Annotated in this window: 20 protein-coding genes, 1 tRNA gene and 2 pseudogenes; 4 read left to right on the top strand and 19 right to left on the bottom strand. The window is 63.8% G+C overall.

Translation table 11 applies throughout. The annotated features are described in order from the left end of the window. A pseudogene (locus J8847_RS21105) lies at positions 1-973 on the top strand (hypothetical protein); the annotation flags it as partial. Between the two features lie 79 nt (positions 974-1,052). Further along, positions 1,053-2,687, top strand: coding sequence for a M28 family peptidase (locus J8847_RS21100; RefSeq protein ID WP_211526673.1), 1,635 nt, complete (start codon positions 1,053-1,055; stop codon positions 2,685-2,687). A gap of 70 nt (positions 2,688-2,757) precedes the next feature. Here J8847_RS21100 and J8847_RS21095 read toward each other — a convergent pair whose 3' ends face one another. Both J8847_RS21095 and J8847_RS21090 read right to left on the bottom strand, forming a co-directional pair. Then, positions 2,758-4,269: an acetyl-CoA hydrolase/transferase family protein gene (locus tag J8847_RS21095; protein WP_211526672.1), complete on the bottom strand. Its 1,512-nt coding sequence runs from the start codon at positions 4,267-4,269 to the stop codon at positions 2,758-2,760. Between the two features lie 21 nt (positions 4,270-4,290). Continuing rightward, positions 4,291-5,232 carry a bestrophin family protein gene (locus tag J8847_RS21090; RefSeq protein ID WP_211526671.1) on the bottom strand — a complete coding sequence of 314 codons (942 nt, stop codon included), beginning with the start codon at positions 5,230-5,232 and terminating at the stop codon, positions 4,291-4,293. 120 nt (positions 5,233-5,352) lie between these two features. On the opposite strand from J8847_RS21090, the gene hpaR reads away from it, so the two are divergent. Beyond that, a complete protein-coding gene (hpaR, locus tag J8847_RS21085) occupies positions 5,353-5,823 on the top strand; it encodes a homoprotocatechuate degradation operon regulator HpaR (protein ID WP_211526670.1) in 471 nt (156 codons plus the stop codon). 3 nt (positions 5,824-5,826) lie between these two features. Here the strand turns inward: hpaR and J8847_RS21080 are convergent, their stop codons facing one another. The 7 genes from J8847_RS21080 to J8847_RS21050 form a co-directional block, all read right to left on the bottom strand. Further along, a complete protein-coding gene (locus J8847_RS21080; RefSeq protein WP_211526669.1) occupies positions 5,827-6,534 on the bottom strand; it encodes a LamG-like jellyroll fold domain-containing protein in 708 nt (235 codons plus the stop codon). A gap of 56 nt (positions 6,535-6,590) precedes the next feature. Then, positions 6,591-7,112 (bottom strand): superoxide dismutase family protein, encoded by a 522-nt coding sequence (gene sodC / locus J8847_RS21075; protein WP_229513095.1) that lies wholly within the window; start codon positions 7,110-7,112, stop codon positions 6,591-6,593. 139 nt (positions 7,113-7,251) lie between these two features. Further along, on the bottom strand, positions 7,252-8,175 hold the full coding sequence (locus J8847_RS21070; RefSeq protein ID WP_211526668.1) for a hypothetical protein: 924 nt from the start codon (positions 8,173-8,175) through the stop codon (positions 7,252-7,254). Positions 8,176-8,271: 96 nt separating this feature from the next. Next, positions 8,272-10,992 carry a GAF domain-containing protein gene (locus J8847_RS21065; RefSeq protein ID WP_211526667.1) on the bottom strand — a complete coding sequence of 907 codons (2,721 nt, stop codon included), beginning with the start codon at positions 10,990-10,992 and terminating at the stop codon, positions 8,272-8,274. A 169-nt stretch (positions 10,993-11,161) separates the two neighbouring features. Continuing rightward, positions 11,162-11,731, bottom strand: a complete 570-nt coding sequence (locus tag J8847_RS21060; RefSeq protein ID WP_211526666.1) for a cysteine hydrolase family protein — start codon at positions 11,729-11,731, stop codon at positions 11,162-11,164. 9 nt (positions 11,732-11,740) lie between these two features. Beyond that, the gene (locus J8847_RS21055; RefSeq protein WP_211526665.1) at positions 11,741-12,265 is read right to left on the bottom strand and encodes a GNAT family N-acetyltransferase; all 525 of its coding nucleotides are present in this window, start codon (positions 12,263-12,265) and stop codon (positions 11,741-11,743) included. Next, complete coding sequence (locus tag J8847_RS21050; protein ID WP_211526664.1) at positions 12,262-12,843, bottom strand: helix-turn-helix domain-containing protein; 582 nt, start codon at positions 12,841-12,843, stop codon at positions 12,262-12,264. The genes J8847_RS21055 and J8847_RS21050 overlap by 4 nt, the downstream gene beginning before the upstream one ends. 83 nt (positions 12,844-12,926) lie before the next feature. On the opposite strand from J8847_RS21050, the gene J8847_RS21045 reads away from it, so the two are divergent. Further along, entirely contained in the window at positions 12,927-13,298 is a 372-nt protein-coding gene (locus tag J8847_RS21045; RefSeq protein ID WP_211526663.1) for a hypothetical protein, read from the top strand. A 54-nt stretch (positions 13,299-13,352) separates the two neighbouring features. On the opposite strand, the gene rpoC is transcribed toward J8847_RS21045, so the two are convergent. The 10 genes and pseudogenes from rpoC to J8847_RS20995 all read right to left on the bottom strand — a co-directional run. Then, positions 13,353-17,597, bottom strand: coding sequence for a DNA-directed RNA polymerase subunit beta' (gene rpoC / locus J8847_RS21040; protein ID WP_211526662.1), 4,245 nt, complete (start codon positions 17,595-17,597; stop codon positions 13,353-13,355). Between the two features lie 224 nt (positions 17,598-17,821). Beyond that, a complete protein-coding gene (gene rpoB / locus J8847_RS21035; protein WP_211526661.1) occupies positions 17,822-21,931 on the bottom strand; it encodes a DNA-directed RNA polymerase subunit beta in 4,110 nt (1,369 codons plus the stop codon). A 309-nt stretch (positions 21,932-22,240) separates the two neighbouring features. Then, positions 22,241-22,618, bottom strand: coding sequence for a 50S ribosomal protein L7/L12 (gene rplL, locus J8847_RS21030; protein ID WP_211518321.1), 378 nt, complete (start codon positions 22,616-22,618; stop codon positions 22,241-22,243). A gap of 69 nt (positions 22,619-22,687) precedes the next feature. Beyond that, entirely contained in the window at positions 22,688-23,212 is a 525-nt protein-coding gene (gene rplJ, locus J8847_RS21025; protein ID WP_211526660.1) for a 50S ribosomal protein L10, read from the bottom strand. Between the two features lie 273 nt (positions 23,213-23,485). Beyond that, positions 23,486-24,181, bottom strand: coding sequence for a 50S ribosomal protein L1 (gene rplA, locus J8847_RS21020; RefSeq protein WP_211526659.1), 696 nt, complete (start codon positions 24,179-24,181; stop codon positions 23,486-23,488). Continuing rightward, the gene (gene rplK / locus J8847_RS21015) at positions 24,181-24,612 is read right to left on the bottom strand and encodes a 50S ribosomal protein L11 (protein WP_211526658.1); all 432 of its coding nucleotides are present in this window, start codon (positions 24,610-24,612) and stop codon (positions 24,181-24,183) included. The genes rplA and rplK overlap by 1 nt, the downstream gene beginning before the upstream one ends. A 187-nt stretch (positions 24,613-24,799) precedes the next feature. Continuing rightward, entirely contained in the window at positions 24,800-25,408 is a 609-nt protein-coding gene (gene nusG, locus J8847_RS21010; protein WP_211526657.1) for a transcription termination/antitermination protein NusG, read from the bottom strand. A gap of 2 nt (positions 25,409-25,410) precedes the next feature. Further along, positions 25,411-25,797, bottom strand: a complete 387-nt coding sequence (gene secE / locus J8847_RS21005) for a preprotein translocase subunit SecE (RefSeq protein ID WP_211526656.1) — start codon at positions 25,795-25,797, stop codon at positions 25,411-25,413. Between the two features lie 33 nt (positions 25,798-25,830). Next, positions 25,831-25,906: transfer RNA gene (locus tag J8847_RS21000), tRNA-Trp, on the bottom strand. A 99-nt stretch (positions 25,907-26,005) separates the two neighbouring features. Further along, positions 26,006-26,129 (bottom strand): annotated as a pseudogene (locus tag J8847_RS20995) (elongation factor Tu); the annotation flags it as partial.

The following is a 26,129-nucleotide window of genomic DNA, read 5'->3' as shown; positions in this document are numbered from 1 at the left end:
GCTGGCCTGGGCGCTGGCGGCGCTGGTGCTCCTGATGGCCCTGCGGCCCGGCGTGGGCTACCTGTACGCCTGGCCTCTGCTGGGCGCCCTCGCCGCCTACCTGGTGCTGGAATCTAGCTGGCGCCCGGCGCAGACGGCGCCCGTGCGCGCGCTGGTGCTGTTCGCGGGCCTCGCGCCAGCCGCCGTCCTGCTGCCGCCCGGGCTGCGCGAGGTCTGGACCACGCTGGCGCCGCACGGATTGTATGTGGCCGCCGTGCTGGTCGTGCTGCCCATGCTGTGCTTCGCCGCGCCGCTCCTGCTGCTGCGCGCGCCGAACGCTCTCGCTGCCGCGCTCGCGCTGGCATTGGCTTTGGGCTTCGCCATGCCGCGCACAACTGCCGCGCCGGCGGCCGCGGGCTCTACGCCGCCGCCCAACCGGCTCACCTATTTCAAGGACATGAACACCTGGCGCGCCTACTGGCTGATGCCGCCGCAGCCGCTCGACGCCTGGACCCGGCAGGTGTTTCCCGACCAGGCAGCGCCGTCGATCCACGTCGACACCTTCGGCTGGAAGAGCCCGCGCCAGTGGCTCGCGGTGGCGCCGCGCGACGACAATCTGCACTTCCCCGACAACTACATCCTGCGCAGCTCGGTCGGCAAGGTGCGCTACGGGCGCTTCACGGTGCGCTCGAAGAACAAGGCGCCGCATATCGAGATGTGGGTGTCGGGCACCAAGCCGCTGCGCTCGCGCCTGGACGGCCGCACGCTGACCAGCAGGGAGGGGCCGTGGTGGGTGTCGCTGTACGGGATGGAGGACCGCACCATGGAATTCGAGATCGAGGCCAAGCCGGAAGACATCTTCGCGGTGACGGTGCAGGAGCGCATACCGGGCCTGCCGCAGCACCTGCTGCCGCCCCGCCCTCTCGATGCGCCGCCGCTGCTGCCGATGACGGGGACGACCGTATCGACCGACATCCTGCGGTTTTATAGATGATTGGCATACAATGTCCGCGCACGCGCGGGCGTGCGTGCGCCCCTGGTAAATACACAACCACTTTTCGCAGCAGGATTCCATGCACAAGATCGTCTCCTCCGTTGTCCTCACTGCCCTGGCGGGCAGCCTGGCACTGGCCTACCCGGCCCACGCCGCCGGCAAGTCGCAGACTGCGACCGTCAAGGAAGCGCCGCTGCGCGCGCACCTGGCCTTCCTCGCCTCCGACGCCGTCGAAGGACGCGGCACCGGCCAGCGCGGCGGCGAACTGACCGTCACCTATCTCGAAACCCAGGCGCTCGCCGCCGGCCTGAAGCCGGCCAACGGCAACAGCTTCCGCCAGCCGGTCAAGATCGCCGGCGTGCGCGCCCTGCCGCAGCAGAGCAATGTCGGCATCGTTGCCGGCGGCCAGGCGCTGCCGCTGCAGTTCGGCGCGGACTGGGTCTGGGGTCCGGGCGACGCCAAGGCCGACCACATGCTGGATGCGGAGATGGTCTTCGTCGGCTACGGCATCAGCGCGGCCGAGGAAGGCTGGGACGACTTCAAGGGCCTGGACGCCAAGGGCAAGGTCCTGGTGATGCTGGTGAACGACCCGGCCCCGACCGCGGCCGAGCCGAAGCGCTTCAACGGCGCCGGCCTTACCTACTATGGCCGCTGGACCTACAAGCTCGAAGAAGCGGCGCGCCAGGGCGCGGCCGGCGTCCTGCTGATCCACACCGATGCATCCGCCTCCTACGGCTGGAGCGTGGTGCAGAACAGCTGGGCCAATGCCGAGCGCTTCCAGCTGGCCGAGGGCGAGCTGGGTTCCGGCCTGGAAGGCTGGATGACCGACGCCACCGCACGCAAGCTGTTCGCGGCCGCCGGCCAGGACCTGGACAAGCTGCGGCTTGCTGCCGAAGACAGGAACTTCAAGCCGGTGCCACTCAACGCCCGCGTCAAGGGCGAGGCGCGCGCCGCGGTGCGTACCCTGAACGAGTACAACGTGGCCGGCGTCGTGCCGGGCACCGACCCCAAGCTCAAGGACGAAGTCGTGATCTACACGGCGCACTGGGACCACATGGGCAAGCAGGGCACCGAAGGCGACACCGTGTTCAACGGCGCGGTCGACAACGCCTCGGGCACCGCCGCGCTGCTGGCGATGGCGCAGGAAGCCGTGCGCAATCCGGCCAAGCGCAGCCAGATGTTCCTGTGGGTGGCGGCCGAAGAACAAGGCCTGCTGGGCAGCGCCGCCTATGCATCCAAGCCGCTCTGGCCACTGGAAAAGACCGCGGCCAACCTGAACCTGGACAGCCTGAATTTCGTGGGCCTGGCCAAGGACGTCAACGTGCCGGGCAGCGAGCGCACCGAACTGGGTGCGATGGCCGCGGCCACCGCGAAGAAGATGGGCCTGCAGATCGCACCGGCCAAGCCCGACCTGGCTGGCGGCTACTTCCGCAGCGACCATTTCAGCTTCGCCAAGGCGGGCGTGCCGGCGTTCTCGGTGGGCGCGGGGCATAGCTGGGTGAAGGATGTGGAGGCGAGCGACGCCAAGCAGAAGGCGTACCGCGCGCGTTATCACCAGGTGTCGGATGAGTATGATCCGAGCTGGGACCTGGCGGGGATGGTGCAGCAGGCGCAGTTCACCTTGAACCTGGGGCGCGCGGTGGCGGATGCGCCGAAGATGCCGGCGTGGAAGGCGGGGGATGCGTTTGGGAAGGCGCGCACGGCTTCCAAGTAATCGCTGTCGCGGCTTCGGTTAGGAACTTGGGTCCCGGCCACCACCGGGACCCAGGTTATCTGCGCAGAGTTTACGCCGGCAGCATGGAACCGGTCTCCCGATACCGCACATGCCACGAGAACGCCTTCTCCAGCACATGCGGCGTCTGCCCGCCTCCCCGGTTGGCCTCCTCCACGTAGTCCCTCAGCATCCGCCTGTACGGCTCCGCCACGCAGTTCTCGATGATGCGCTGCGCCCGTTCCCGCGGCGCCAGGCCGCGCAAGTCCGCCAGTCCCACTTCGGTGACGATGATGTCGACATCATGCTCGTTATGGTCGACGTGCGTCACCATCGGCACGATGCTCGAGATCTTCCCGCCCTTCGCTACCGACTTGGTCGCGAACACCGATAGATAGGCGTTGCGCGCGAAATCGCCCGAGCCGCCGATCCCGTTCATCATGTGCGTGCCCGACACGTGGGTCGAATTCACGTTGCCGTAGATATCGCACTCGAGCGCCGTGTTGATGGCGATGATCCCCAGGCGGCGGATGACTTCCGGATGGTTGCTCACCTCCTGCGGCCGCAGCACCAGGCGGTCCTTGTAGCGTTCGATGTCCGCGAACACCTGGCGTCCCTTTTCCTCTGACAGCGTGATCGAGGAACCCGAGGCGAAATCCAGCAGCCCCGCATCGAACAGGTCGAAGGTCGAGTCTTGCAGCACTTCCGAATACATCGTGAGCTTGCGGAACGGTCCGCCGACGAAGCCCGCCAGCACCGCGTTGGCGATGGTGCCGATGCCTGCCTGGATCGGCATCAGGCGCTCGGTGAGGCGGCCCTGCGCGATCTCCTGGTTGAAGAAACCGGTCAGGTGGCCTGCGATGGCGGCCGTCCCGGCATCCGGCGGCAGGATGGTGGACGCGCTGTCGTGCTTCTCGGTCAGGACGATGGCGACGATCTTTTCCGGCGGGATCGCGATGGCGCTCGTGCCGATGCGGTCGCTCACGTTCATCAGTGGCATCGGCTCGCGGCGCGGGCGGTGCTTGGGGATGAAGATGTCGTGCAGGCCTTCCAGCGCCGGCGACTGGCTCAGGTTGATCTCCACGATCACCTTCTCGGCCAGGATCGCGAAGCTGGCGCTGTTGCCGACCGAGGTGGTCGGGATGATGGCGCCGGTCTCGGTGATCGCCACCGCTTCGATCACGGCCACGTCGACCGGTGCGATCTGGCGCGTGCGCAGCAGTTCCACCGTTTCGGACAAGTGCTGGTCGACGAACATCACCTCGCCGCGGTTGATCGCCGCGCGCAGCGCCGGGTCGGCCTGGAAAGGCATGCGGCGCGCCAGCACGCCGCTTTGCGCCAGGGTGCTGTCGATGTCGCTGCCGAGCGAAGCGCCGGTCATCAGGGTGATCTTGAGGGGTTCGGTGCGCGCGCGTTCGGCCAGCGCCAGCGGCACCGCCTTGGCGTCGCCGGCGCGGGTGAAGCCGCTCATGCCGACGGTCATGCCATCCCTGATCCATGCGGCCGCCTCGGTTGCGGTGGTGATGCGCTCGCGCAGGAGCGGCAGGCGGATGCGGTCTTGTTGAACGTGGTCGTCGTGATGCATGGTGTCTCCGTCGGATCGGGCTTAGGTAAGGCAGTAATCGACCGCCGCCAGCGGCGGCGGCAGGTGTTCGTCGCCCAGCGCGCTGCGCAGGTCGATCTCGATCGCGCGGCACATGGCGTCCAGGGGCAGGTCGTTGGGCTCGGTGCCGAAAGGCTCTTCCAGCTCGTCGCCGAGCGCATCCAGGCCGAAGAAGGTGTAGGCCACGATGGCCACCACGATCGGCGTCATGAAGCCGATGGTGTCGACCAGGCCGAAAGGCAGCAGGAAGCAGTACATGTAGGCGGTGCGGTGCAGCAGCAGCGAATACGAGAACGGCACCGGCGTGTTCTTGATGCGCTCGCAGGACGCGGCGGCGGCCGTCATCGCGGACAGGGTGGCGTCGATACTGGCGGCCAGGCAGGGATCGATGCGCTTCTCGGCCAGGCACTGGCGCAGGTCCTGTCCCATGCGCTGCATCAGGTAGTCGGGACGGTTCGCCGCATGCTGGGCCTGCGCGAACTCCTGGGCCCGCAGCATGCCGGCGACCCTGGGATCGAGTGCCTGCTGGCGCAGCTGGTCGCGCAGGGCATGGACGAAAGCGATGGCGCGCAGGATCATGCGCACCCGCACGTCGCCCAGGCCGTGGCTGGCGCGGGCCTCGCCCTCCCCTTCGATCAGGCCCAGGCACTGGCGCGCCAGGTTACGGCTGCGCAGCACGAGCTCTCCCCACAGCTTGCGCCCTTCCCAGAAGCGGTCGTAGGCCGAGTTGTTGCGAAAGCCCAGGAAGATCGCGACCGGCAGGCCGATCAGGGTGAAAGGAATGGTGGTGAGCGTGATCTTGAGGTCCCACAGGTCGCCATGCGACCAGGTGACCAGCAGCGCCACCACGATGTTGACCACCAGGGTAGGCAGGATGCGCGGCAGGATGGAGCCGCGCAGGAGCAGGAAGAGCTTGAGCCCTGAGGGCCGGTCTCGGATAATCACGATCGTTGTCGCACCTGAAAGAGCATCGCAGTGAATCCAGAATTCACTAACATGTTCGCAGTTAATCACTAATATGTTAGCCAGTCAAGGCGAATCGCCGATACTGTCGAAGGAGTCGCCGTGCCCGGCCGGATCACCCACCGTAATCTACCCCAGCTGTTGTTGAAGGCGCGCGACGCACTGATGTCGCATTTCCGCCCCGTGCTGAATCACTTCGGCGTGACCGAGCAGCAGTGGCGTATCCTGCGCGCGCTGGACGAACACGAGCAGCTGGAGCCGCGCGAACTGTGCGAGCTGTGCCAGATCCTGAGCCCGAGCATGGCGGGCATGCTGGCGCGCATGGAAGAGCTGGGGCTGGTGGAGCGCAGCCGCATGGCCGCGGACCAGCGCCGCGTGATGGTGCGGCTGGCGCAGAAGGGAGACCGGCTGGTCGACCAGATCGCGCCGCTGATCGAGCAGCAGTACCGGCTGATGGAGAAAGCGTGGGGCAAGCGCGTGGTCGACGATCTGTCGGGCGCGCTCGCCGGGTTCATCGCGGCGCAGGCGACCGAGGTGCCCCAGGTCGCGTTGCCGCCTTCGGAAGAAGAATAAGCCTCAGGCCTTGGTGTTGCGGCGGCGGACCATCCAGCCCAACATCGCCAGGCAGCCGCCCATCATGCCCAGCGAGCCGGGTTCCGGCAGGTCGACGGCCTGCGGCGGTTGCAGCTCCTTCACCTCGGCGCCGGTCATGGTGTGGTTGTAGATGCTGATGTAGTCGACCGCGCCGCGTCCCGCTTCGCCGCCATCGTCGCGGAAGAAGTGCATCGCAGTCGCCGTGAAGTCGGCATAGGAATAGATGTCCTGCACACTGAACATCAGGTCGCCGTTCTGGTACAGCTTGAAGTTCTTGTCGCTGTCGCGCGTGATGGTCAGGCGGGTGTCCTTGCCCGCTTCGGCCTTGCCGCCCGCCGCGCCGTAGCTGTACAGGTTGAACTTGCCGGACAAGGCGTACAACCCGGTGTCGCTCGCCAGGTTCTTGAAGTCGAGGATGCGGGTGTAGGTGTTGAACGGATTGAAGGCGTCGAAGCGGTACACCATGTCGATCGTGTAGGTGCCGCCCAGGGTCTCGTTCAGGGTCAGGCCCTGGTTCGGACCGAAGGCGTAACCGGTGGCTCCGAGCTGGCCGCCGGCATGCGCGACGAGCGACTTACCGCCCTGGCTGTCGGCCAGCGAATTGTTCAGATCGTAGTGGTGGATCAGGGATGCACGGCTGTCGAGGGCGACGAACAGCAGTGCCGTCGCCATCAGCTTGTGAAATTTCATTTCAAAAATGCCTTATATGTGAAATTTTGTTTCATCCCCGATCAGCTAGGGATGGCTTACTGAATCACTCCGCAGGCCATGCGGCCTCCCCCGCCGCCCAAGGGCGACGGGTGGTCGGCGTGATTGTCGCCGCCGGCATGGACCATCAGGGCCTTGCCCTTGACGTCCGCCAGCTTCAGGCGCGGCGCCAGGACCGGGTTGCCCGCGTTGCCCTTGTCGTCGACCGTGAGTGCCGGCAGGTCGCCCAGGTGCCCGTCGCCCCATGGGGCGCCGTGACGCTTGGTGGCGGCCGGGTCGAGATGGCCGCCGGCGGCGCCCGCCGGCACCGTTTTCCCATCCTTCTGGTTGGCGGCGCAGCTGCCGTTCTCGTGCACGTGGAAACCGTGCAGGCCCGGCGGCAGCTTGGACAGCTGGGGCGTGAACACCAGGCCGTACTTGGTCTCGCTGATGGTCACGGTGCCGACCTCGGCGCCATCGCCCTTGTCGGTGGCCATCTTCAGCGTGACCTTGGTGTCGGCAGCGTTGGCTACGGTGCAAGCGGCGCCCAGCAGTACAGCGCTCATCCATCGAAAGTTCATGACATCCTCCTCGAAGAGATTCATAGAGATGATAAAAAGCCAATGAAGTGTAGACCATCCCCACGGGTGGGGGGTGTTCCAAAAGGCGGGGTGTGGGGGGCTTTACAACGGTGGACGGCGGGCCCGTCCACCAGGGAGATCACATGCGCGAGACGGACGGGCGCAGGATGGCCAGCAGGCCCGCTTCGGAGGTGCAGCCGAACTTCTCGTAGACGGCTTTCACGCAGTCGCGCAGCACGGCGTCGCTGACGTCCATGCGCGAGCGCGCGGCGTCGCGTCCGCCGCCCAGGCCCATCCAGAACGCCACTTCCATTTGCTGCGGCGACAGCTCGACGCTGCCGAGCGCGCGCCAGATCCGCAGCGGCATCGGGACCACGTACTTGAGGAAGATGCCGACCGTGCGGCTGTGGATGGCGTCCTGGCCGCCGGAACTCATCCACTGCGCGCGCGCTTCCAGCACGCCGCCGGCCAGGTCGAGGGTGCCGGCCGGCAGGCGCCAGGGATAGCGCTCGCCGTGCACCACCGATTCCACCATCCGCAGGCAGAACGGCGGCAGGCTGCGGCGGTCGAACACCTGCTGTTCCTGCGAGGCCAGCAGGTCGAGCAGCGCGCCCGCCGAGTCGCTCAGGAACAGGATGTCGCCGCCGATGGTGGACAACAGCATGGCCTCGTCCTCGATCACGCCGGACAGGCCGGCGCCGGCGCTGTCGGCGTTGCGCAGGGCGTATTCGAAGTAGTTGGCGACGCGGCCCAGGTCTTCCTCGTCATCCTGGTCGAAGGCCGGGCCCTCGTCGCGCAGCAGGGTGACGGTGCCGAGGGGCGCCGCATTGCTGCCCAGCTGGACTGCCAGCACATGGGCGGCACGGGCGCGCGCCTCGCCCGGGGCGACGCTGCTGAAATTGGCGGCATCGCCGTAGAAATAGCCGTTCGGCGGCGGCAGCACGCCCAGCACGGTCGCTTCCTGCACCTCTTCCGGCGCGCGGGGAGCGTGCAGGAACAGCTGGGACGCGCTGTTGGGAATCAGCTCGCGTACCAGCTCCAGGGCATCGGGAATGATCGTCATCAGGTGCAGGCCACCGGAACATAGGATCCGGAGCCGCGCCCACTGGCGGCTGTTCTTCTTTCGGGACACGAATCAGGCTAATGTGATGTCAGGATTTCAATATTGCGGAGTTACTGCAACATTGTCAACTGGCATCATCAAACCTGTCTCATCCTTGCCCGGTGCCGAGCCACGCACCGGCAGCTGGGCCAGGATGTCGGACAGCGCGCGGATCTCCACCGGTTTCACCAGGTGATGGTCGAAACCGGCCTGCTTCGACAGGTCGCGGTCGCGCGCCTGGCCGTAGCCGGTCAGGGCGATGAAAGTGGCGTCCGGGTGGTCGCGGCGCAGGCGGCGCGCCAGCTCGTAGCCGGTGATGTCGGGCAGGCCGATGTCGAGGATGAAGGCTTCGGTGCCGCCCAGCTCGGTGGACGCGAGGGTGCGCACCGCATCCTCGAACACCTTGACCGTGTGCCCCTGGGCGCGCAGCAGCACCGCCAGCGACTGCACCGCGTCGGCGTTGTCGTCGACGATGGTCAGCACGCGCGGCACCCCGCTGCCCGGCGCGTGGCGGATGCGTCCCGGACCGTGCAGCGGCGCGGCGTCGGCCAGCGGCAGCAGCACCGAGACCGCGGCGCCCGTATTAAGGCCATCGCTGTGCGCCTCCACCTGGCCCGCGTGCATCTGGACGATGCTCTTGACCAGCGCCAGGCCGATGCCCAGGCCGCCCTGCGAGCGGTCCGGGGCGCGCTCGCCCTGGGTGAACAGGTCGAACACGTGCGGCAGCAGTTGCGGATCGATGCCGCTGCCGTTGTCGATGACGGTGACGCGCGCCTCTTCCAGTCCCGCTTCCAGGCGCAGCTGGATGCTGCCGCCGGCCGGCGTGTACTTGGCGGCGTTGTTGAGCAGGTTGACCAGCACCTGCACCAGGCGCGTGCGGTCGCCCGCCACCGCGACCGGCCTGGCGGGCGCCTCCACGCTCAGGGTATGGGCCTTGGCCTCGATGTGCGGGCGCGCCTGCTCGACGGCGGCGCGCACGACCTCGTTCAGGTCGAGCGCTTCGAGTTCGAGCTTGACCAGGCCGCGCGTGACGCGCGAGACGTCCAGCAGGTCGTCCACCAGCTCGGTCATGTGGCGCACCTGGCGCGAAATGATATTGGTCGCCTTGCTGCGCAGGTTCTCGTCCACGCTCGGCATGCGCAGCAGCTGGGCCGCATTGGTGATCGGCGCCAGCGGATTGCGCAGCTCGTGCGCCAGCATGGCCAGGAACTCGTCCTTCATCTTGTTGTGGCGCTCGGCCTCGGCGCGCGCGGCGCGCTCGCTGGCCAGCAGCCCTTCGCGCTCGCGCGCCGAGCGCTGCGCCAGGTCGTACAGGCGCGCGTTGTCGATCGCCACCGCGGCCTGGGACACGAAGCCGGTAATCATCTGCTCGGTGCGCTCGTCGAAGCGGTTCGGCTGCGGATGGCCGAAGAAGAGGCCGCCCAGCACCTCGCCCGAGCGCGAGGTCACCGACGCGGCCAGGTAGCTGACCACCGGCAGGTGACCCTTCGGCATGCCGTGGTGCGGCCCCATCTTGCCGTAGCGCGGGTCCTTGCGGATGTCGTCGCTGCGGATCGGCGGACCACCGCGGAAGGTGGGGCCGAACACCGCAGTCGGGCGCGGCTGGCCCAGCTTCTCGAAGGCTTCGCGCGGCGCGCCGGACAGGGTGTACAGCAGATAGGCTTCGCCCTGCTCGTTGCGGCCGTTGTAGAAGAATGCGCCGAATTCGGCGCCGGTCAGCTCGGTGGCGACGTCGGTGACCGCCTGCAGCAGCGTGTCCAGGTCGAGCGTCGAGGCGAGCACACTGCCGGCGCGATTGAGCAGCTCGAGCAGACGGGTCTCTTCGCGCAGCGCTTCCTCGGCGCGGATGCGGCGCAGCGCTTCCCAGGTGCGGCGCGCCAGGTCTTCGGCCAGCGTGCGCTCGTCGTCGGTCCAGTTGTAGGCGTGGTCCTTGTACAGGAAGCCGCAGCCGACCAGTTTGTTCCCGTCCTTGAGCGGGATGACGATCACGGAATGGATGCCGAGCGCCAGGCATTGCGGCGCCACGGCGGTGCAGGCGGGATCGGTGGCGACGTCGGTCACGCACAGGGTGGTGCCGGCGCGCAGCTGGTCGAGCTGGGCCTCGGACAGCACCGCGAGCGGCAAGCTGGCCTGGGCGCCGCCGGTTTCGACGCCGTCCTTCCATTCTTCCTTGACCTGGAAAGTGCGGCTTTGCTCGTCGATCTCGACGTAGGAGACTTTCGAGCCGAGGAAGTATTCGCTGGTCAGGCGGATGGTCGCCTTGAGCATCGGGTCGAACTCGGTCTCGCGGCGCAGGGTGTCGGCCAGCTTGAGCTGGAAGGCGTGGCGACGCTCGCTCAGGACCGCTTTCGTGGTTTCGACGAAGGTCACCAGGACGCCTTCGGGACGGCCGGCGTCACCGTAGACGGGGCTGTACGAGTAGTTGAAGTAGACGGTTTCGTCGTAGCCGAAGCGGTTGATCGTCAGCGAGAAGCCTTCGGAGCCGGTCGATTCGCCCTCCAGCACCTTGTGCCACATGGGGCCGATGGTGGGCCAGATCTCGGACCAGGTGACGCGCGCGTCGTTGCCCAGGGCGTCGACATGCTTGTCGCCGAGGATGGGCACATAGGCGTCGTTGAAGAACTGGGTGAAGTGCCCGCCCCAGGCCAGGTAGGCCGGCAGGCGCATGTCGAGCAGGGTGCGGACGGCGTTCTTCAGGCTTTGCGGCCAGGCGCTGGTGGGGCCGAGCGGGGTCGATTCCCAGGCGTGGGCGCGCATCTGCGCTTCCATGTGGGACATGGTGGCAAGGCTCGCTGCAGCGTCGTAGGGCCAGGGCATCGTGCTCGTGTGGACAGAAAGACCAGACTGTTAATTTTCTAATCTGGGCATCATAACAGTCCTGTCTGTCAGGGGGCGTACTGCTGGGCAAATTGAGGAATGCATACAACAGTGTGGTTTTTTGCCGTCTTTACGAGGTGGTTTGGCGCTCCAGGGTGGCCAGCAGGGTGCGGGTGTCGGTGATGGCGGCGTATTCGCCGTCGAGGTTGGACAGGGACATGGCGTGGACCTCGTCGGCGCTGCGCCAAGTGCCGGCGTGGTCGCGCCTGGCGAAGGCGAAAGTGGCGTCGGAGACGACCGTCGTGCTGAAAGCCAGGTTGCCTGCGGAGCGGGCGCTGTCTTCGACGGAGATGTTGGTGCTGACGCCGACCATGACCAGCTTCTCGAGGCCGCGGATGCGCAGCCAGCGTTCCAGGCCGGTGTTGATGAAGGCGTCGGGGACGTTTTTCTCGACCACGTGTTCGCCTTGGCGTGGCTCGAAGGCTGGCTGGAAGGCGGCGCCGGGCTGGCCGGGGGCGAAGCCCGAGCCTGGGCTGCGCGAGATGTGGCGGACGTGGACGATTGGGGCTTTGGCGGCGCGCCAGACGGCGAGCAGGCTGGCGATGCTGGTTTCGGCTTGTGGGTTGTTGCGCTGGCCTGCTTCAGGGATGGCCATGCAATGCTGCATGTCGATGATGATCAGGGTCGGGAATGCGGTCATGGTCTCTGGTCAGAGCTGCTTGTAGTAATAGGTGGTCGCGCACAGTACGCCATCGGGCATCAGCGCATAGTTCGGAATGACGCCGACGCGCTGCCATCCCATGCGTTCGTACAGGCGCTCGGCTTCCGGGCTGGCAGTATCCAGCACGAGCACCGTGCGTTGCTGCTTGCGGGCTTCGTCTTCGATGGCCAGCATCAGCTGCTGCCCTACTCCACCGCGGCGAGCGTGGCGGTGCACGAGCAGCTTGGCAATGTCGGCGCGGTGAGGCTGATTGTCGGGCATGGAGGTGATCATCTGGACGGTGCCGACGATGCGGCCTTCGTCATCCTCGGCGACAACGAGAGTACGTTCGCCGCGCCTGACGCCGTCGATCACGTTCTGCCAAAAACCCCGGGCCTTGTCCCGCTCCAGCGGAAACATGAAGCTGATCGAGGCGCCACCTCCGACGCAATCGAGCAGGAGGTCGGTCAGACTGTCGATGCGTTCGCCTCCTTCGCTTGCGCCGATCCGGCGTACGGCAAGGGTAGTCGTCATGCGTTTCTCCTTGGAGGTTTGTGGGCTTGGCTGACGAGCGCCACGAGGTAGCGCGCTGGCTTGTCGGTGGCGTTGTGATAGGTGATCGGCTGGTCGAGGTGCATGGCCAGGCAGTCGCCTGCGGACAGCATCCAATGCGACTCCCCGACCGTAAGCTCCATCGATCCTTCGATCAGCCACACCTGCTGTTGAACGTCGACGTCGCGTGCGGCGGTTTCGTAGGACACGCGCTGGCCTGGTGGGAAGTTGACTTCGACCAGCTGTATGCGCGAATCGGCGGGAGGAGACAGATTGCGGCGTACATAGCCGGAAGCGGGATCGGTCCAAACTGGCTGGTCCGCGGCACGCGACACGGGGGCCGGGGCTTCGTCCGCTCTCTCGAAAAGGGAGGCCACTGTCACCCCAAGGGCTGCGCTCAGCTTGTCCAGCACCGTTGCCGTGGCGCTGCTCTCGCCACGTTCAATGAGCGAGATATTGGAACGACTGACGCCGCTGCGTTCGGCCAACGCCGCCAACGACAAGTCTTGCGCATCACGAAGTTGGCGGATACGCGACGCGATAAGATGGTTGATGTCCATGCGTCCAGTATACTGGATAGAATTATCCTGTAAACCGGATTTTATTGGGGATGTGAAAGCATCCCCGGTTCAAGGAGACATGAATGCGCAAAGTAGTCTTCGGCTTATTGATCGTATCGGGATGTGGATCAGCCGTCCTGGCAAATGATGGCCTGTCGCGACACAAGCCGTTTTCGGGGGTCTACAGGATCTACGGCGGCGGCTTGGGCGATCCGGTTGCTCCAAGCCCGAAGGATCGGAAAGTGTTGTTCTCGATTAGTGGCCGCGCGGCTAGGGACCTGTTCGACGCGATTGGGCCGGATCGTCACGACGTTTGCACCGAAGGCAGCGGTACTCGTGTGCGCTGGCGGGACGAGCAAAATCTTTCATGCATCCGGAGCGAAAAAGGCGAGTACAGCTGTAATTTCGGTTTCGACCTTCGCACCGGGAAAAACATCGGTGGGAGCATCTGTTAGCCGGAAATAAAAAACGGCGCCCGAGGGCGCCGTTCTCATGAGCAGCTAAGACGATTACTCGCCGTCGCCATGGTGCTCGGCCTGAGCCTGAGCAGCCTGCTGGTCTTCCATCGCCTGCAGTTCGGCAGCCATGTTGGCCTTCTCCTGCTGCAGCAGCGCCTGGCGCTCTTCCGCTTCCCACACTTCCTTCTCTTTGCGGGCGCGGTGGAATGCCAGACCGGTACCGCCCGGGATCAGGCGGCCGACGATCACGTTTTCCTTCAGGCCGCGCAGACCGTCGCGCTTGCCCATGATCGCGGCTTCGGTCAGCACGCGGGTGGTTTCCTGGAACGATGCGGCCGAGATGAACGAGTCGGTCGACAGCGATGCCTTGGTAATACCCAGCAGCACGTTTTCGTACTGTGCCGGCAGCTTGCCGACGGCGTTGACCTTGTCGTTCTCTTCCAGCAGTTCCGAACGCTCGACCTGCTCGCCGACGATGTAGTCGGTGTCGCCTGCATCGGTGATCTGAACACGACGCAGCATCTGGCGAACGATCACCTCGATGTGCTTGTCGTTGATCTTCACGCCCTGCAGACGGTACACGTCCTGCACTTCGTCCACGATGTAGCGAGCCAGCGCTTCGATACCCAGCAGGCGCAGGATGTCTTGCGGATCGGCCGGGCCGTCCACGATCATCTCGCCCTTGTTCACCACCTGGCCGTCGTGCACCAGCACTTGCTTGTCCTTGGTAATCAGGAACTCGTGCTTGTTGCCGTCCATGTCGGTGATTTCCAGACGCTGCTTGCCCTTGGTTTCTTTACCGAAGGCGACGGTACCGGTGACTTCCGCCAGCATGCCCGCATCCTTCGGCGAACGTGCTTCGAACAGCTCGGCAACGCGCGGCAGACCACCGGTAATGTCTCGGGTCTTCTGCGATTCGGTCGGGATACGTGCAAGCACTTCACCCACCGACACTTGCTGGCCGTCTTTCACCATGATCAGCGCGCCGACCTGGAAGCCGATCGTCACGGCGTGTTCGGTGCCGGCGATCTTCACTTCCTGGCCTTCGTCGTTCAGCAGCTTGACCTGCGGACGCAGGACCTTGCCCGAACCACGGCGCTTCGGATCGATCGCGACCAGGGTCGACAGACCGGTCACTTCGTCCACCTGGCGAGCGACGGTGACGCCCTCTTCCACGTTCTCGAACTTGATCGTACCGGCGTACTCGGTAATGATCGGACGGGTCAGCGGATCCCAGGTTGCCAGGGCCACGCCGGCTTTCACCGCCATGCCGTCCTTGACGATCAGGGTCGCGCCGTACGGCACCTTGTGGCGCTCGCGCTCACGGCCGTGGTCGTCGGTGATCAGCACTTCGCCCGAACGCGAGATGACGATCTGCGCGCCCTTGCCGTTGGTGACGTAACGCATGGTCGCGGTGAAGCGGACCGTGCCGTTCGACTTGGCTTCGACCGACGAGGCCACTGCCGCACGCGATGCCGCACCACCGATGTGGAAGGTACGCATGGTCAGCTGGGTACCCGGCTCACCGATCGACTGCGCCGCCACCACACCGACTGCTTCGCCGCTGTTGACCAGCATGCCGCGGCCCAGGTCGCGGCCGTAGCACTTGGCGCACAGGCCGTAGCGGGTGTCGCAGTTCAGCGGGGTGCGGACCTTCACTTCGTCGATGCCGAGGCGCTCGATCTCTTCGACCATGTCTTCGTCCAGCAGGGTGCCGGCTTCGTACACGGTTTCCTGGGTTTCCGGATTGACGACGTCCTGGCCCGCGACGCGGCCGAGGATACGGTCGCGCAGCGCTTCGATGACTTCACCGCCTTCGACCATCGCCTTCATCAGCGTGCCGTTGCTGGTGCCGCAATCGTCCTCGATCACCACCAGATCCTGGGTCACGTCGACCAGGCGGCGGGTCAGGTAACCCGAGTTCGCGGTCTTCAGCGCGGTGTCGGCCAGACCCTTACGGGCGCCGTGCGTCGAGATGAAGTACTGCAGAACGTTCAGGCCTTCGCGGAAGTTCGCGGTAATCGGCGTCTCGATAATCGAGCCGTCCGGCTTGGCCATCAGGCCTCGCATACCGGCCAGCTGGCGGATCTGGGCTGCCGAACCACGGGCGCCCGAGTCGGCCATCATGTAAATCGCGTTGAACGATTCCTGGGTGCCTTCGGTGCCGTCACGCTTGGTGACCGGTTCCACTTTCAGCTGGTCCATCATCGCCTTGCCGACTTCGTCCGAGGTCTTGCCCCAGATGTCGACGACCTTGTTGTAGCGCTCGCCGGCAGTGACCAGACCCGAAGCGTACTGCTGCTCGATCTGCTTCACTTCCGCTTCGGCGGTCGCGATCATGCCCTTCTTGACGTCCGGGATCAGCATGTCGTCCACGGCGATCGAGATGCCGGCGCGGGTCGCCAGGCGGAAGCCCGACTGCATCAGCTTGTCGGCGAAGACGACGGTCGCACGCAGGCCGCACTTGCGGAACGACGTGTTGATCAGCTTCGAGATCTCTTTCTTCTTCAGCGGACGGTTCAGCACCGAGAACGGCAGGCCCTTCGGCAGGATCTCCGACAGGATCGCACGGCCAACGGTGGTCTCGTAGCGGGTCAGGGTCTGCTCGAATTCGCCATTGGCGTTCTTCGGGAACTCGACGATACGCACGGTGATGCGGGTCGCCAGTTCGACTTCCTTGTTGTCGTACGCACGGATGACTTCCGACACGTCCGGGAACATCATGCCTTCGCCCTTGGCGTTGATCGCCTCGCGGGTCGCGTAGTACAGACCCAGCACGATATCCTGCGACGGGACGATCGACGGCTCGCCGTTCGACGGGAACAGGATGTTGTTCGAAGCCAGCATCAGGGTGCGGGCTTCCATCTGCGCTTCGATCGACAGCGGGACGTGGACTGCCATCTGGTCACCGTCGAAGTCGGCGTTGAACGCCGCGCAGACCAGCGGGTGCAGCTGGATCGCCTTGCCTTCGATCAGGACCGGCTCGAACGCCTGGATACCGAGACGGTGCAGGGTCGGCGCACGGTTCAGCATGACCGGGTGCTCTTTGATGACTTCTTCCAGGATGTCCCAGACCACCGGCTCCTGCACTTCGACCAGCTTCTTGGCGGCCTTGATGGTGGTCGCGAGACCCATCAGTTCCAGCTTGTTGAAGATGAAGGGCTTGAACAGTTCCAGGGCCATCAGCTTCGGCAGGCCGCACTGGTGCAGTTTCAGCTGCGGACCCACCACGATGACCGAACGGCCCGAGTAGTCGACGCGCTTGCCCAGCAGGTTCTGACGGAAACGGCCGCCTTTACCCTTGATCATTTCAGCCAGCGACTTCAGCGGACGCTTGTTGGCGCCGGTCATCGCTTTGCCGCGACGGCCGTTGTCCAGCAGCGAGTCAACCGCTTCCTGCAGCATGCGCTTCTCGTTACGCGTAATGATTTCCGGAGCGCGCAGTTCCATCAGGCGCTTCAGGCGGTTGTTACGGTTGATGACGCGGCGGTACAGGTCGTTCAGGTCCGAGGTGGCGAAACGGCCGCCATCCAGCGGGACGAGCGGACGCAGCTCCGGCGGCAGGACCGGGAGCACTTCCATGATCATCCACTCAGGCTTGATGCCCGAGCGCTGGAACGCCTCGAGCACTTTCAGGCGCTTGGCGTATTTCTTGATCTTGGCTTCGGATTTCGATTCCTTCAGCTCGACGCGCAGGGCTTCGGCATCGCGGTGGATGTCGATCGAGCGCAGCAGTTCACGGATGCCTTCGGCGCCCATGAATGCGGTGAAGTCGTCGCCGTACTCTTCGTACTTGGCGGCGTAGTCGTCTTCCGACATGATCTGGCACTTCTTCAGCGGGGTCATGCCAGGATCGGTCACGACGTATGCTTCGAAGTACAGCACGCGTTCGATATCGCGCAGGGTCATGTCCAGGACCATGCCCAGACGCGACGGCAGCGACTTCAGGAACCAGATGTGGGCGACCGGCGAAGCCAGTTCGATGTGGCCCATGCGCTCACGGCGCACCTTGGCCAGGGTCACTTCCACGCCGCACTTTTCGCAGATCACGCCGCGGTGCTTCAGGCGCTTGTACTTGCCGCACAGGCACTCGTAGTCCTTGATCGGGCCAAAGATCTTGGCGCAGAACAGGCCATCGCGCTCCGGCTTGAAGGTACGGTAGTTGATGGTCTCCGGCTTCTTGACTTCGCCGAAGGACCACGAACGGATTTTTTCAGGCGACGCCAGGCCAATCTTGATGGCGTCGAAGCTCTCGTTTTGCTGAACTTGCTTGAATAGATCGAGCAGTGCTTTCATTTATCACTCCAGGTGATTGAATTCTTTACTTACTACTACTACCGCCAGCTTCTCACCGATTTTCGCCGGTGCTTGCTCGTCCCACTACCCTTGAAACCGTCATCCCCGCGCAGGCGGGGATCCAAGTTTTCGGCTGATCACCGAACTTAGGTTCCCGCCTGCGCGGGAACGACGGTCTTGAGGGTGCAGGCCGGGCCCGAAGGCTGGCGGCCGTGCTGGCCTGCTTAGCTGCGCTCGAGATCGATGTCGATACCCAGCGAGCGGATTTCCTTGACCAGCACGTTGAACGATTCCGGCATGCCCGCGTCGATCACGTGATCGCCCTTGACCAAGTTCTCGTACACCTTGGTACGGCCGTTCACGTCGTCCGACTTCACAGTCAGCATTTCCTGCAGCACGTACGATGCGCCGTACGCTTCCAGTGCCCACACCTCCATCTCACCGAAGCGCTGGCCGCCGAACTGGGCTTTACCACCCAGCGGCTGCTGGGTCACCAGCGAGTACGGGCCGGTCGAACGGGCGTGCATCTTGTCGTCGACCAGGTGGTGCAGCTTCAGCATGTGCATGAAGCCCACGGTCACCTTGCGCTCGAAAGCTTCGCCGGTGCGGCCGTCGAACATCGTGACCTGGTTCTTCGACGGGGTCATGCCCAGGTGGGCAGCGATGTCGTCCGGGAACGCCAGGTCCAGCATGCGGCGGATGTCGTCTTCGTGGGCGCCGTCGAACACCGGGGTCGCGAACGGCACGCCGTTCTTGAGGTTGCTCGCCAGGCTCAGGATTTCTTCATCGCTGAAGCTGTCCAGGTCTTCCTTGCGGCCGGTTTCGTTGTAGATCTTGCCCAGGAAGGTACGCAGGTCTTGCGCCTTCGCTTGTGCAGCCAGCATCTCGCCGATGCGCCAGCCCAGGCCCTTGGCAGCCCAGCCGAGGTGGGTTTCCAGGATCTGGCCGACGTTCATACGCGACGGAACGCCCAGCGGGTTCAGCACGACGTCTGCCGGACGGCCATCGGCCATGAACGGCATGTCTTCCACCGGCACGATACGCGAGACCACACCCTTGTTACCGTGGCGGCCCGCCATCTTGTCGCCCGACTGCAGGCGGCGCTTGACGGCCAGGTAGACCTTGACCATCTTCTGCACGCCAGGCTGCAGCTCGTCGCCCTGGGTCAGCTTCTTGCGCTTCTCTTCGAAGGCCAGGTCGAACTGGTGGCGCTTCTCGTTGATCGATTCCTTGATCGCTTCCAGCGCGTTCGCGGTGTCGTCGTCCGCCGGGCGGATGTCGAACCAGTGGAACTTGTCCAGGTCGGCCAGGTATTCCGCGGTGATCGCGGCGCCCTTCGCCAGCTTCTTCGGACCGCCGTTGACGACCTTGCCGACCAGCATACGCTCGAGACGCTGGAAGGCGTCGCCTTCCACGATACGCATCTGGTCGTTCAGGTCCAGGCGGTAGCGCTTCAGCTCGTCGTCGATGATCTGCTGGGCGCGCTTGTCACGCTGGATGCCTTCGCGGGTGAACACTTGCACGTCGATGACGGTGCCGACCATGCCCGAAGGCACGCGCAGCGAGGTATCTTTTACATCCGACGCTTTCTCACCGAAAATTGCGCGCAGCAGCTTCTCTTCCGGGGTCAATTGGGTCTCGCCCTTCGGGGTGACCTTACCGACCAGCACGTCGCCGGCTTGCACTTCGGCGCCGATGTAGACGATGCCCGACTCGTCCAGGCGAGCCAGCTGGTTCTCGGCCAGGTTCGAGATGTCGCGGGTGATTTCTTCCGCGCCCAGCTTGGTGTCGCGTGCGACGACGCTCAGTTCCTCGATGTGGATCGAGGTGTAGCGGTCGTCCTTGACCACGTTTTCCGAGATCAGGATCGAGTCTTCGAAGTTCAGGCCGTTCCACGGCATGAAGGCCACCAGCATGTTCTGGCCCAGTGCCAGTTCGCCCAGGTCGGTCGAGGCGCCGTCGGCGATGACGTCGCCGCGTGCCACGCGATCGCCCACTTGCACGATCGGACGCTGGTTGATGTTGGTGTTCTGGTTCGAACGGGTGTACTTGATCAGGTTGTAGATGTCCACACCGACTTCGCCGGCTTGCGCCTCGTCGTCGTTGACGCGGATGACCACACGGCCCGCGTCGATGTAGTCCACCACGCCGCCGCGCAGGGCTTGCACGGTGGTGCCCGAGTCGACCGCCACGGTGCGCTCGATGCCGGTACCGACGACGGCTTTTTCCGGACGCAGGCAAGGCACGGCCTGGCGCTGCATGTTGGCGCCCATCAGTGCACGGTTCGCGTCATCGTGCTCCAGGAACGGAATCAGCGAAGCTGCGACCGACACGATCTGGCCCGGGGCCACGTCCATGTACTGGATGCGTTCCGGCGAGACCAGGATGGTTTCGCCTGCTTCACGCGCCGACACCAGTTCGTCGATCAGCTGACCTTCGTCATTGATCTTCGCGTTTGCCTGGGCAATGATGTAGCGGCCTTCTTCGATCGCCGACAGGTATTCGATCTTGTCGGTGACCTTCGAACCGTCGACCTTGCGGTACGGGGTTTCCAGGAAGCCGTATTCGTTCAGGCGGGCGTACAGAGCCAGCGAGTTGATCAGGCCGATGTTCGGGCCTTCAGGCGTTTCGATCGGGCACACGCGGCCGTAGTGGGTCGGGTGCACGTCGCGCACCTCGAAGCCGGCGCGTTCGCGGGTCAGGCCGCCCGGTCCAAGAGCCGAGACGCGGCGCTTGTGGGTGACTTCCGACAGCGGGTTGGTCTGGTCCATGAACTGCGACAGCTGCGACGAACCGAAGAATTCGCGGATCGCGGCCGAGATCGGCTTGCTGTTGATCAGGTCGTGCGGCATCAGGTTGTCCGCTTCGGCCTGGCCGAGGCGTTCCTTGACGGCGCGCTCGACGCGCACCAGGCCGGCGCGGAACTGGTTCTCAGCCAGTTCGCCGACGCAACGCACGCGGCGGTTGCCCAGGTGGTCGATGTCGTCGACTTCGCCGCGGCCATTGCGCAGCTCGACCAGGATCTTGATCACGGCCAGGATGTCGTCGTTCGACAGGGTCATGTCGCCGGTCAGTTCGTCGCGGCCGATGCGGCGGTTGAACTTCATGCGGCCCACGGCCGACAGGTCGTAGCGCTCGGCGCTGTAGAACAGGCCGTTGAACAGGGCTTCCACCGATTCTTCGGTCGGCGGTTCGCCAGGACGCATCATGCGGTAGATGGCCACGCGGGCGGCGGTCTGGTCGGCGGTGTCGTCGGTGCGCAGGGTCTGCGAGATGTAGGCGCCCTGGTCCAGGTCGTTCGTGTAGAGCGTCTGGATGTCGGTGACGCTGGCGTCGCGCAGCTTGCCCAGCAGTTCGTCGGTCAGCTCGTCGTTGGCGTTGGCGATGATCTCGCCGGTGTCCTGGTCGACGATGTTGCGAGCCAGCACGCGGCCCAGCAGGTAGTCTTCCGGCACCGAGATGGTCTTGATGCCGGCGGCTTCGATGTCGCGCACATGCTTCGCATTGATGCGCTTGTCCTTGGTCACGATGGTCTTGCCCGACTTCGGATCGACGATGTCGAAGCGCGCGACTTCGCCGCGCAGGCGTTCGGACACGAACTCCAGCTCGCCGCCTTCATTGCGGAGGGTGAAGTTGTCGAAGACGAAGAAGTTCGCCAGGATCTGTTCCGGCGTCATGCCGATGGCCTTCAGCAGGATCGTCACCGGCATCTTGCGGCGGCGGTCGACGCGGAAGAACAGGATGTCCTTCGGGTCGAACTCGAAGTCCAGCCACGAGCCGCGGTAAGGAATGATACGGGCCGAGAACAGCAGCTTGCCCGACGAGTGCGTCTTGCCGCGGTCGTGTTCGAAGAACACGCCCGGCGAACGGTGCAGCTGCGAGACAATGACACGCTCGGTGCCATTGATCACGAAGGAGCCGTTGGTGGTCATCAGGGGCAGTTCGCCCATGTAGACTTCCTGCTCTTTCATTTCCTTGACGACCGGCTTGGTCGGCGATTCCTTGTCCAGGATCACCAGACGCACCTTGGCGCGCAGCGGCGACGCGAAGGTCAGGCCACGCTGTTGGCACTCTTTCACGTCAAACGCGGGGTCGCCGAGAACGTAGGACAGGAATTCGAGGCGTGCGAAACCGTTGTGCGACACGATCGGGAAGATCGAGGTGAAGGCCGACTGCAGGCCTTCGTTCTTCCGGACGGAGGGGACGGAGTCTGCTTGCAGGAAGTTCTCGTAGGATTCCAGCTGGGTAGCCAGCAGGTAGGGAACGTTGTGAACGTTGGCGCGCTTCGCGAACGACTTGCGAATGCGCTTCTTCTCAGTAAATGAGTAGTGCATGGACACTCCGTGAGTGACAGAAAGGATGAGAATTCAGGAATTGCCAGTGGTTGCTCTACGACACTAAAACCACATGCAAGGCCTGAAGCCTCGAACTTTCACGCCAGATGAAAAGGACACCGAACTGCTGTGATACGATATTTCTGTGCTGCGGTACTGCCTGGTACTGCTTGCTACGCACAACGCATGGAGCGGACGTTTGGCGCAGGGACGACAAAAGAGCCAAAGCCGCTTTTCCCGCCTTCCGACGAGATCCGCAAGCTTTGACTCCTACGCTGGGCACTGCGAACAGTGCCCGGAGCGATTGTATTACTTCAGCTCGGCCTTGGCGCCAGCTTCTTCCAGCTTCTTCTTAGCGGCTTCAGCGTCAGCTTTCGGCAGGGCTTCTTTCACGGTCTTCGGTGCGCCGTCGACCAGATCCTTGGCTTCCTTCAGGCCCAGGCCGGTGATTTCGCGGACGGCCTTGATGACGCCGACCTTGTTCGCGCCGACTTCCGACAGAACAACGTTGAACTCGGTCTGCTCTTCAGCAGCAGCTGCGCCGCCAGCGGCGCCGCCAGCTGCCGGTGCTGCCATTGCAGCTGCCGACACGCCGAACTTCTCTTCGAAAGCCTTGACCAGGTCGTTCAGTTCCATGACCGACATTGCGCCAACTGCGTCCAGGAACTCTTCTTTGCTAATTGCCATTTGAAACTCCAAATATATTGTGTGTGTACTACAGGATTGGTTCTACTTGAACAGAAAGGACCGAAGCGATTACGCTTCGGTGGCTTCCGCTGCCGGAGCAGCGGCGCCTTCGCCTTTTTGTGCTGCGACTGCAGCCAGAACTCGTGCAAAGCCCGACACCGGTGCCTGCATAACGCCCAGCAGCTGGGCGATGAGGACTTCACGGCTCGGGATGCTTGCCAGCGCGGTCACGCCGGCGACATCCAGTGCCTTACCAGCGTAGTTACCAGCTTTCACGACCAGCTTGTCGTTGGTTTTAGCGAAGTCGTTGATGACTTTCGCTGCTGCAACGGCGTCGTCCGAGATCGAGTAGATCAGCGGACCGGTCATGGAATCAGCCAGCGCGGCAAACTGCGTGCCCTCAACCGAGCGACGAGCCAGCGTGTTCTTCAGAACACGCAGGTAGACGCCCTGGGCACGTGCGGCTGCACGGAGTTTGGTCAAGTGAGCAACCTGGATGCCACGGTACTCAGCCACGACGATGGTCTGCGCGGTTGCAACTTTCGCGCTTACCTCTTCGACGACGGCCTTTTTGTCATTCAGATTAAGACCCACGGTCAATCTCCTTAAATGATGCGAACAACATTGTTCACATCGGTTCGAACACGGCGTCCGAAGTTAAGAAGTCAATCTAACGCGGATGAACTCACGCAGCGTGGACTACAAAACTTGTTCGGGTACACCATCTGCGTTGGGTGGTCTATTAACCTCCGGCTCAACCTCTGCCTTCGGCCCAACGGTCTTTGATTGCCTGCCGAAACGGTGATTTGTCTCGACAGCCCAAAGATGCGCCCCGCACTGTTCTGCGGGGTCTTGATTCTTTACAGCTTAAGCAGCGATCGAAGCGTGGTCGACGCGGACGCCAGCGCCCATGGTCGACGAGATCGCGACCTTGCGCAGGTACACGCCCTTCGAGGTTGCCGGCTTCGCCTTGTTCAGGGCGTCGATCAGCGCAACCAGGTTCGACTTCAGTTGTTCATCGCTGAACGACTTGCGGCCGATGGTGGCGTGGATGATACCTGCCTTGTCGGTACGGTACTGGACCTGACCGGCCTTGGCGTTCTTGACGGCGCCAGCCACGTCCGGGGTCACGGTGCCAACCTTCGGGTTCGGCATCAGGCCGCGCGGGCCCAGGATCTGGCCCAGGGTACCGACGATACGCATGGTGTCCGGCGAAGCGATGACCACGTCGAACGGCATGTCGCCGGCCTTGACGCGTTCTGCCAGGTCTTCCATGCCGACGATGTCGGCGCCGGCTGCTTTAGCAGCTTCAGCCTTGTCGCCCGAAGCGAACACAGCAACGCGCACGGTCTTGCCGGTGCCAGCTGGCAGCACGACGGAGCCGCGGACGACCTGGTCCGACTTCTTCGGGTCCACGCCCAGTTGAACGGCGACGTCGATCGACTCGTTGAACTTGGCGGTGGCGAATTCCTTGACGATCGACACAGCGTTGTCGAACGCGTAGACCTTGTTACGGTCCACTTTTGCTTTCATTTCTTTGACGCGCTTGGACAGCTTAGCCATTACACACCCTCCACCGTGATGCCCATCGAACGTGCCGAGCCAGCGATGATACGCACTGCTGCGTCCATGTCGGCGGCGGTCAGGTCCGGCTGCTTGGTTTTTGCGATTTCTTCAGCTTGGGCGCGGGTCAGCGAACCGACTTTGTCGGTATGCGGCTTCGGCGAACCCTTGGTGATGCCAGCGGCTTTCTTGATCAGGTAGGTTGCCGGCGGGGTCTTCATCACGAAGGTGAAGGACTTGTCGGCGAACGCGGTGATCACGACCGGAATCGGCATGCCCGGCTCGAAACCCTGGGTCTGGGCGTTGAACGCCTTGCAGAATTCCATGATGTTCAGGCCGCGCTGACCCAGTGCCGGGCCAATCGGAGGGGATGGGTTTGCTTTACCAGCCGGAACTTGCAGCTTGATAAAGCCAATGATTTTCTTTGCCATGAATGGCTCCTATCTTGACTTGAGTAGTAGCGCCCCACCGCGACTACTCGCTCGGCGGGGCTCCTCTTACCGGATTCCGCCTTGCTGCTGCGACGCTCCGATTAAAGCGTTGTATTTGATTTGTTGGGGACTGAGTACCGCTGCGCTTCGCGACGCGAAGCTTCGCTTAACTCTTTCCCGCAAGGGGTCATACTTTCTCTACCTGCCCGAACTCCAGCTCCACCGGAGTCGCGCGGCCGAAGATGGTGACTGAGACACGCACCTTCGATTTTTCGTAGTTGACTTCCTCGACGTTGCCGTTGAAGTCGGTGAAGGGGCCTTCCTTGATACGCACTTGCTCGCCCACTTCGTACAGGACCTTCGGCCTCGGCTTTTCGACGCCTTCCTGGACCTGCTGCATGATCTTGTCGATCTCGCGCGCCGGGATCGGCGTCGGCTTGTTCGACTTGCCACCGATGAAGCCGGTGACCTTGCTGGTGTTCTTAACCAGGTGCCAGGTCTCGTCGGTCATTTCCATTTCGACGAGGACGTAGCCCGGGAAGAAGCGGCGCTCGGAAACGGCCTTCGAGCCGTTGCGCATTTCGACGACTTCCTCGGTCGGCACCAGGATCTGGCCAAACTGCTCCTGCATGCCCGCACGCTCGATGCGCTCGGTCAGGGCGCGCATGACGCTCTTTTCCATGCCGGAGTAGACGTGCACGACGTACCAGCGCTTGTTGCTGACCGGAACACTCAGGGGAGCGGAAGCGTCTTGTGCCGGGACGTCGCCCGGCACCTTGTCTTGGTTTTCGCTCATGTTTATTTCCAACCCAGGATCACGTCGTACAACAGGAATTCGAGGAATTTATCCGTGCCCCACAGGAAAATCGCCATCACAGCCACGAAGGCAAATACGATGCCGGTGATCTGGGTGGCTTCCCGACGGGTCGGCCATACAACCTTTTTGGTTTCACGCACCGATTCCTTGGCGAAGCTCAGGAAATCGCGACCGGTAGCGGAGGTCCACAAAAGCAGGACAGCAAAAACTAAACCAGCCAAGAGGGCGCCGGCGGCGACCAAGGCTGGTTTGTTCTGGCCGGTCAGGTAAAAGAACCCGACCACACCTGCAATCACAGCAACCACCGCCAGGGCGACCTTGAACTTGTCATTCGAGGTGCTGACAGTTTGCACGGATTGGTTCGACATACTTTTTCTTTCGGCGCCAGGCGCCAGATTCGGTGGCAGGGGCGGAGGGAATCGAACCCGCGACCTTCGGTTTTGGAGACCGACGCTCTGCCAATTGAGCTACACCCCTACGAAAACTTCTCGCTGAATCCAGCATTATACAGCACACGCGCGTATGCTGGCAATGCTGTTCGAGGGAGGCATTGGCGCCTCCCTCTTACATCGCTTATTAGGCGATGATCTTGGCAACCACGCCGGCGCCGACGGTACGGCCGCCTTCGCGGATTGCGAAGCGCAGACCTTCTTCCATCGCGATCGGAGCGATCAGCTTGACGGTGATCGACACGTTGTCA

The sequence above is a fragment of the Massilia sp. AB1 genome (assembly GCF_018119385.1).
In the GTDB taxonomy this organism is placed as follows: Bacteria; Pseudomonadota; Gammaproteobacteria; order Burkholderiales; family Burkholderiaceae_D; genus Telluria.
This window is presented reverse-complemented; position numbering and strand designations above follow the sequence as displayed.

Coding starts and splice junctions, on each gene's coding strand:
- J8847_RS21055 (WP_211526665.1), bottom strand. CDS start 12,265: ATGACGACTACCCTTGCCGTACGCCGGATCGGCGCAAGCGAAGGAGGC.
- J8847_RS21095 (WP_211526672.1), bottom strand. CDS start 4,269: ATGCATCACGACGACCACGTTCAACAAGACCGCATCCGCCTGCCGCTC.
- J8847_RS21045 (WP_211526663.1), top strand. CDS start 12,927: ATGCGCAAAGTAGTCTTCGGCTTATTGATCGTATCGGGATGTGGATCA.
- sodC (WP_229513095.1), bottom strand. CDS start 7,112: ATGAACTTTCGATGGATGAGCGCTGTACTGCTGGGCGCCGCTTGCACC.
- rpoC (WP_211526662.1), bottom strand. CDS start 17,597: ATGAAAGCACTGCTCGATCTATTCAAGCAAGTTCAGCAAAACGAGAGC.
- J8847_RS21100 (WP_211526673.1), top strand. CDS start 1,053: ATGCACAAGATCGTCTCCTCCGTTGTCCTCACTGCCCTGGCGGGCAGC.
- rpoB (WP_211526661.1), bottom strand. CDS start 21,931: ATGCACTACTCATTTACTGAGAAGAAGCGCATTCGCAAGTCGTTCGCG.
- rplL (WP_211518321.1), bottom strand. CDS start 22,618: ATGGCAATTAGCAAAGAAGAGTTCCTGGACGCAGTTGGCGCAATGTCG.
- rplA (WP_211526659.1), bottom strand. CDS start 24,181: ATGGCTAAGCTGTCCAAGCGCGTCAAAGAAATGAAAGCAAAAGTGGAC.
- J8847_RS21080 (WP_211526669.1), bottom strand. CDS start 6,534: ATGAAATTTCACAAGCTGATGGCGACGGCACTGCTGTTCGTCGCCCTC.
- J8847_RS21070 (WP_211526668.1), bottom strand. CDS start 8,175: ATGACGATCATTCCCGATGCCCTGGAGCTGGTACGCGAGCTGATTCCC.
- J8847_RS21065 (WP_211526667.1), bottom strand. CDS start 10,992: ATGTCCCACATGGAAGCGCAGATGCGCGCCCACGCCTGGGAATCGACC.
- nusG (WP_211526657.1), bottom strand. CDS start 25,408: ATGAGCGAAAACCAAGACAAGGTGCCGGGCGACGTCCCGGCACAAGAC.
- rplK (WP_211526658.1), bottom strand. CDS start 24,612: ATGGCAAAGAAAATCATTGGCTTTATCAAGCTGCAAGTTCCGGCTGGT.
- J8847_RS21050 (WP_211526664.1), bottom strand. CDS start 12,843: ATGGACATCAACCATCTTATCGCGTCGCGTATCCGCCAACTTCGTGAT.
- secE (WP_211526656.1), bottom strand. CDS start 25,797: ATGTCGAACCAATCCGTGCAAACTGTCAGCACCTCGAATGACAAGTTC.
- J8847_RS21060 (WP_211526666.1), bottom strand. CDS start 11,731: ATGACCGCATTCCCGACCCTGATCATCATCGACATGCAGCATTGCATG.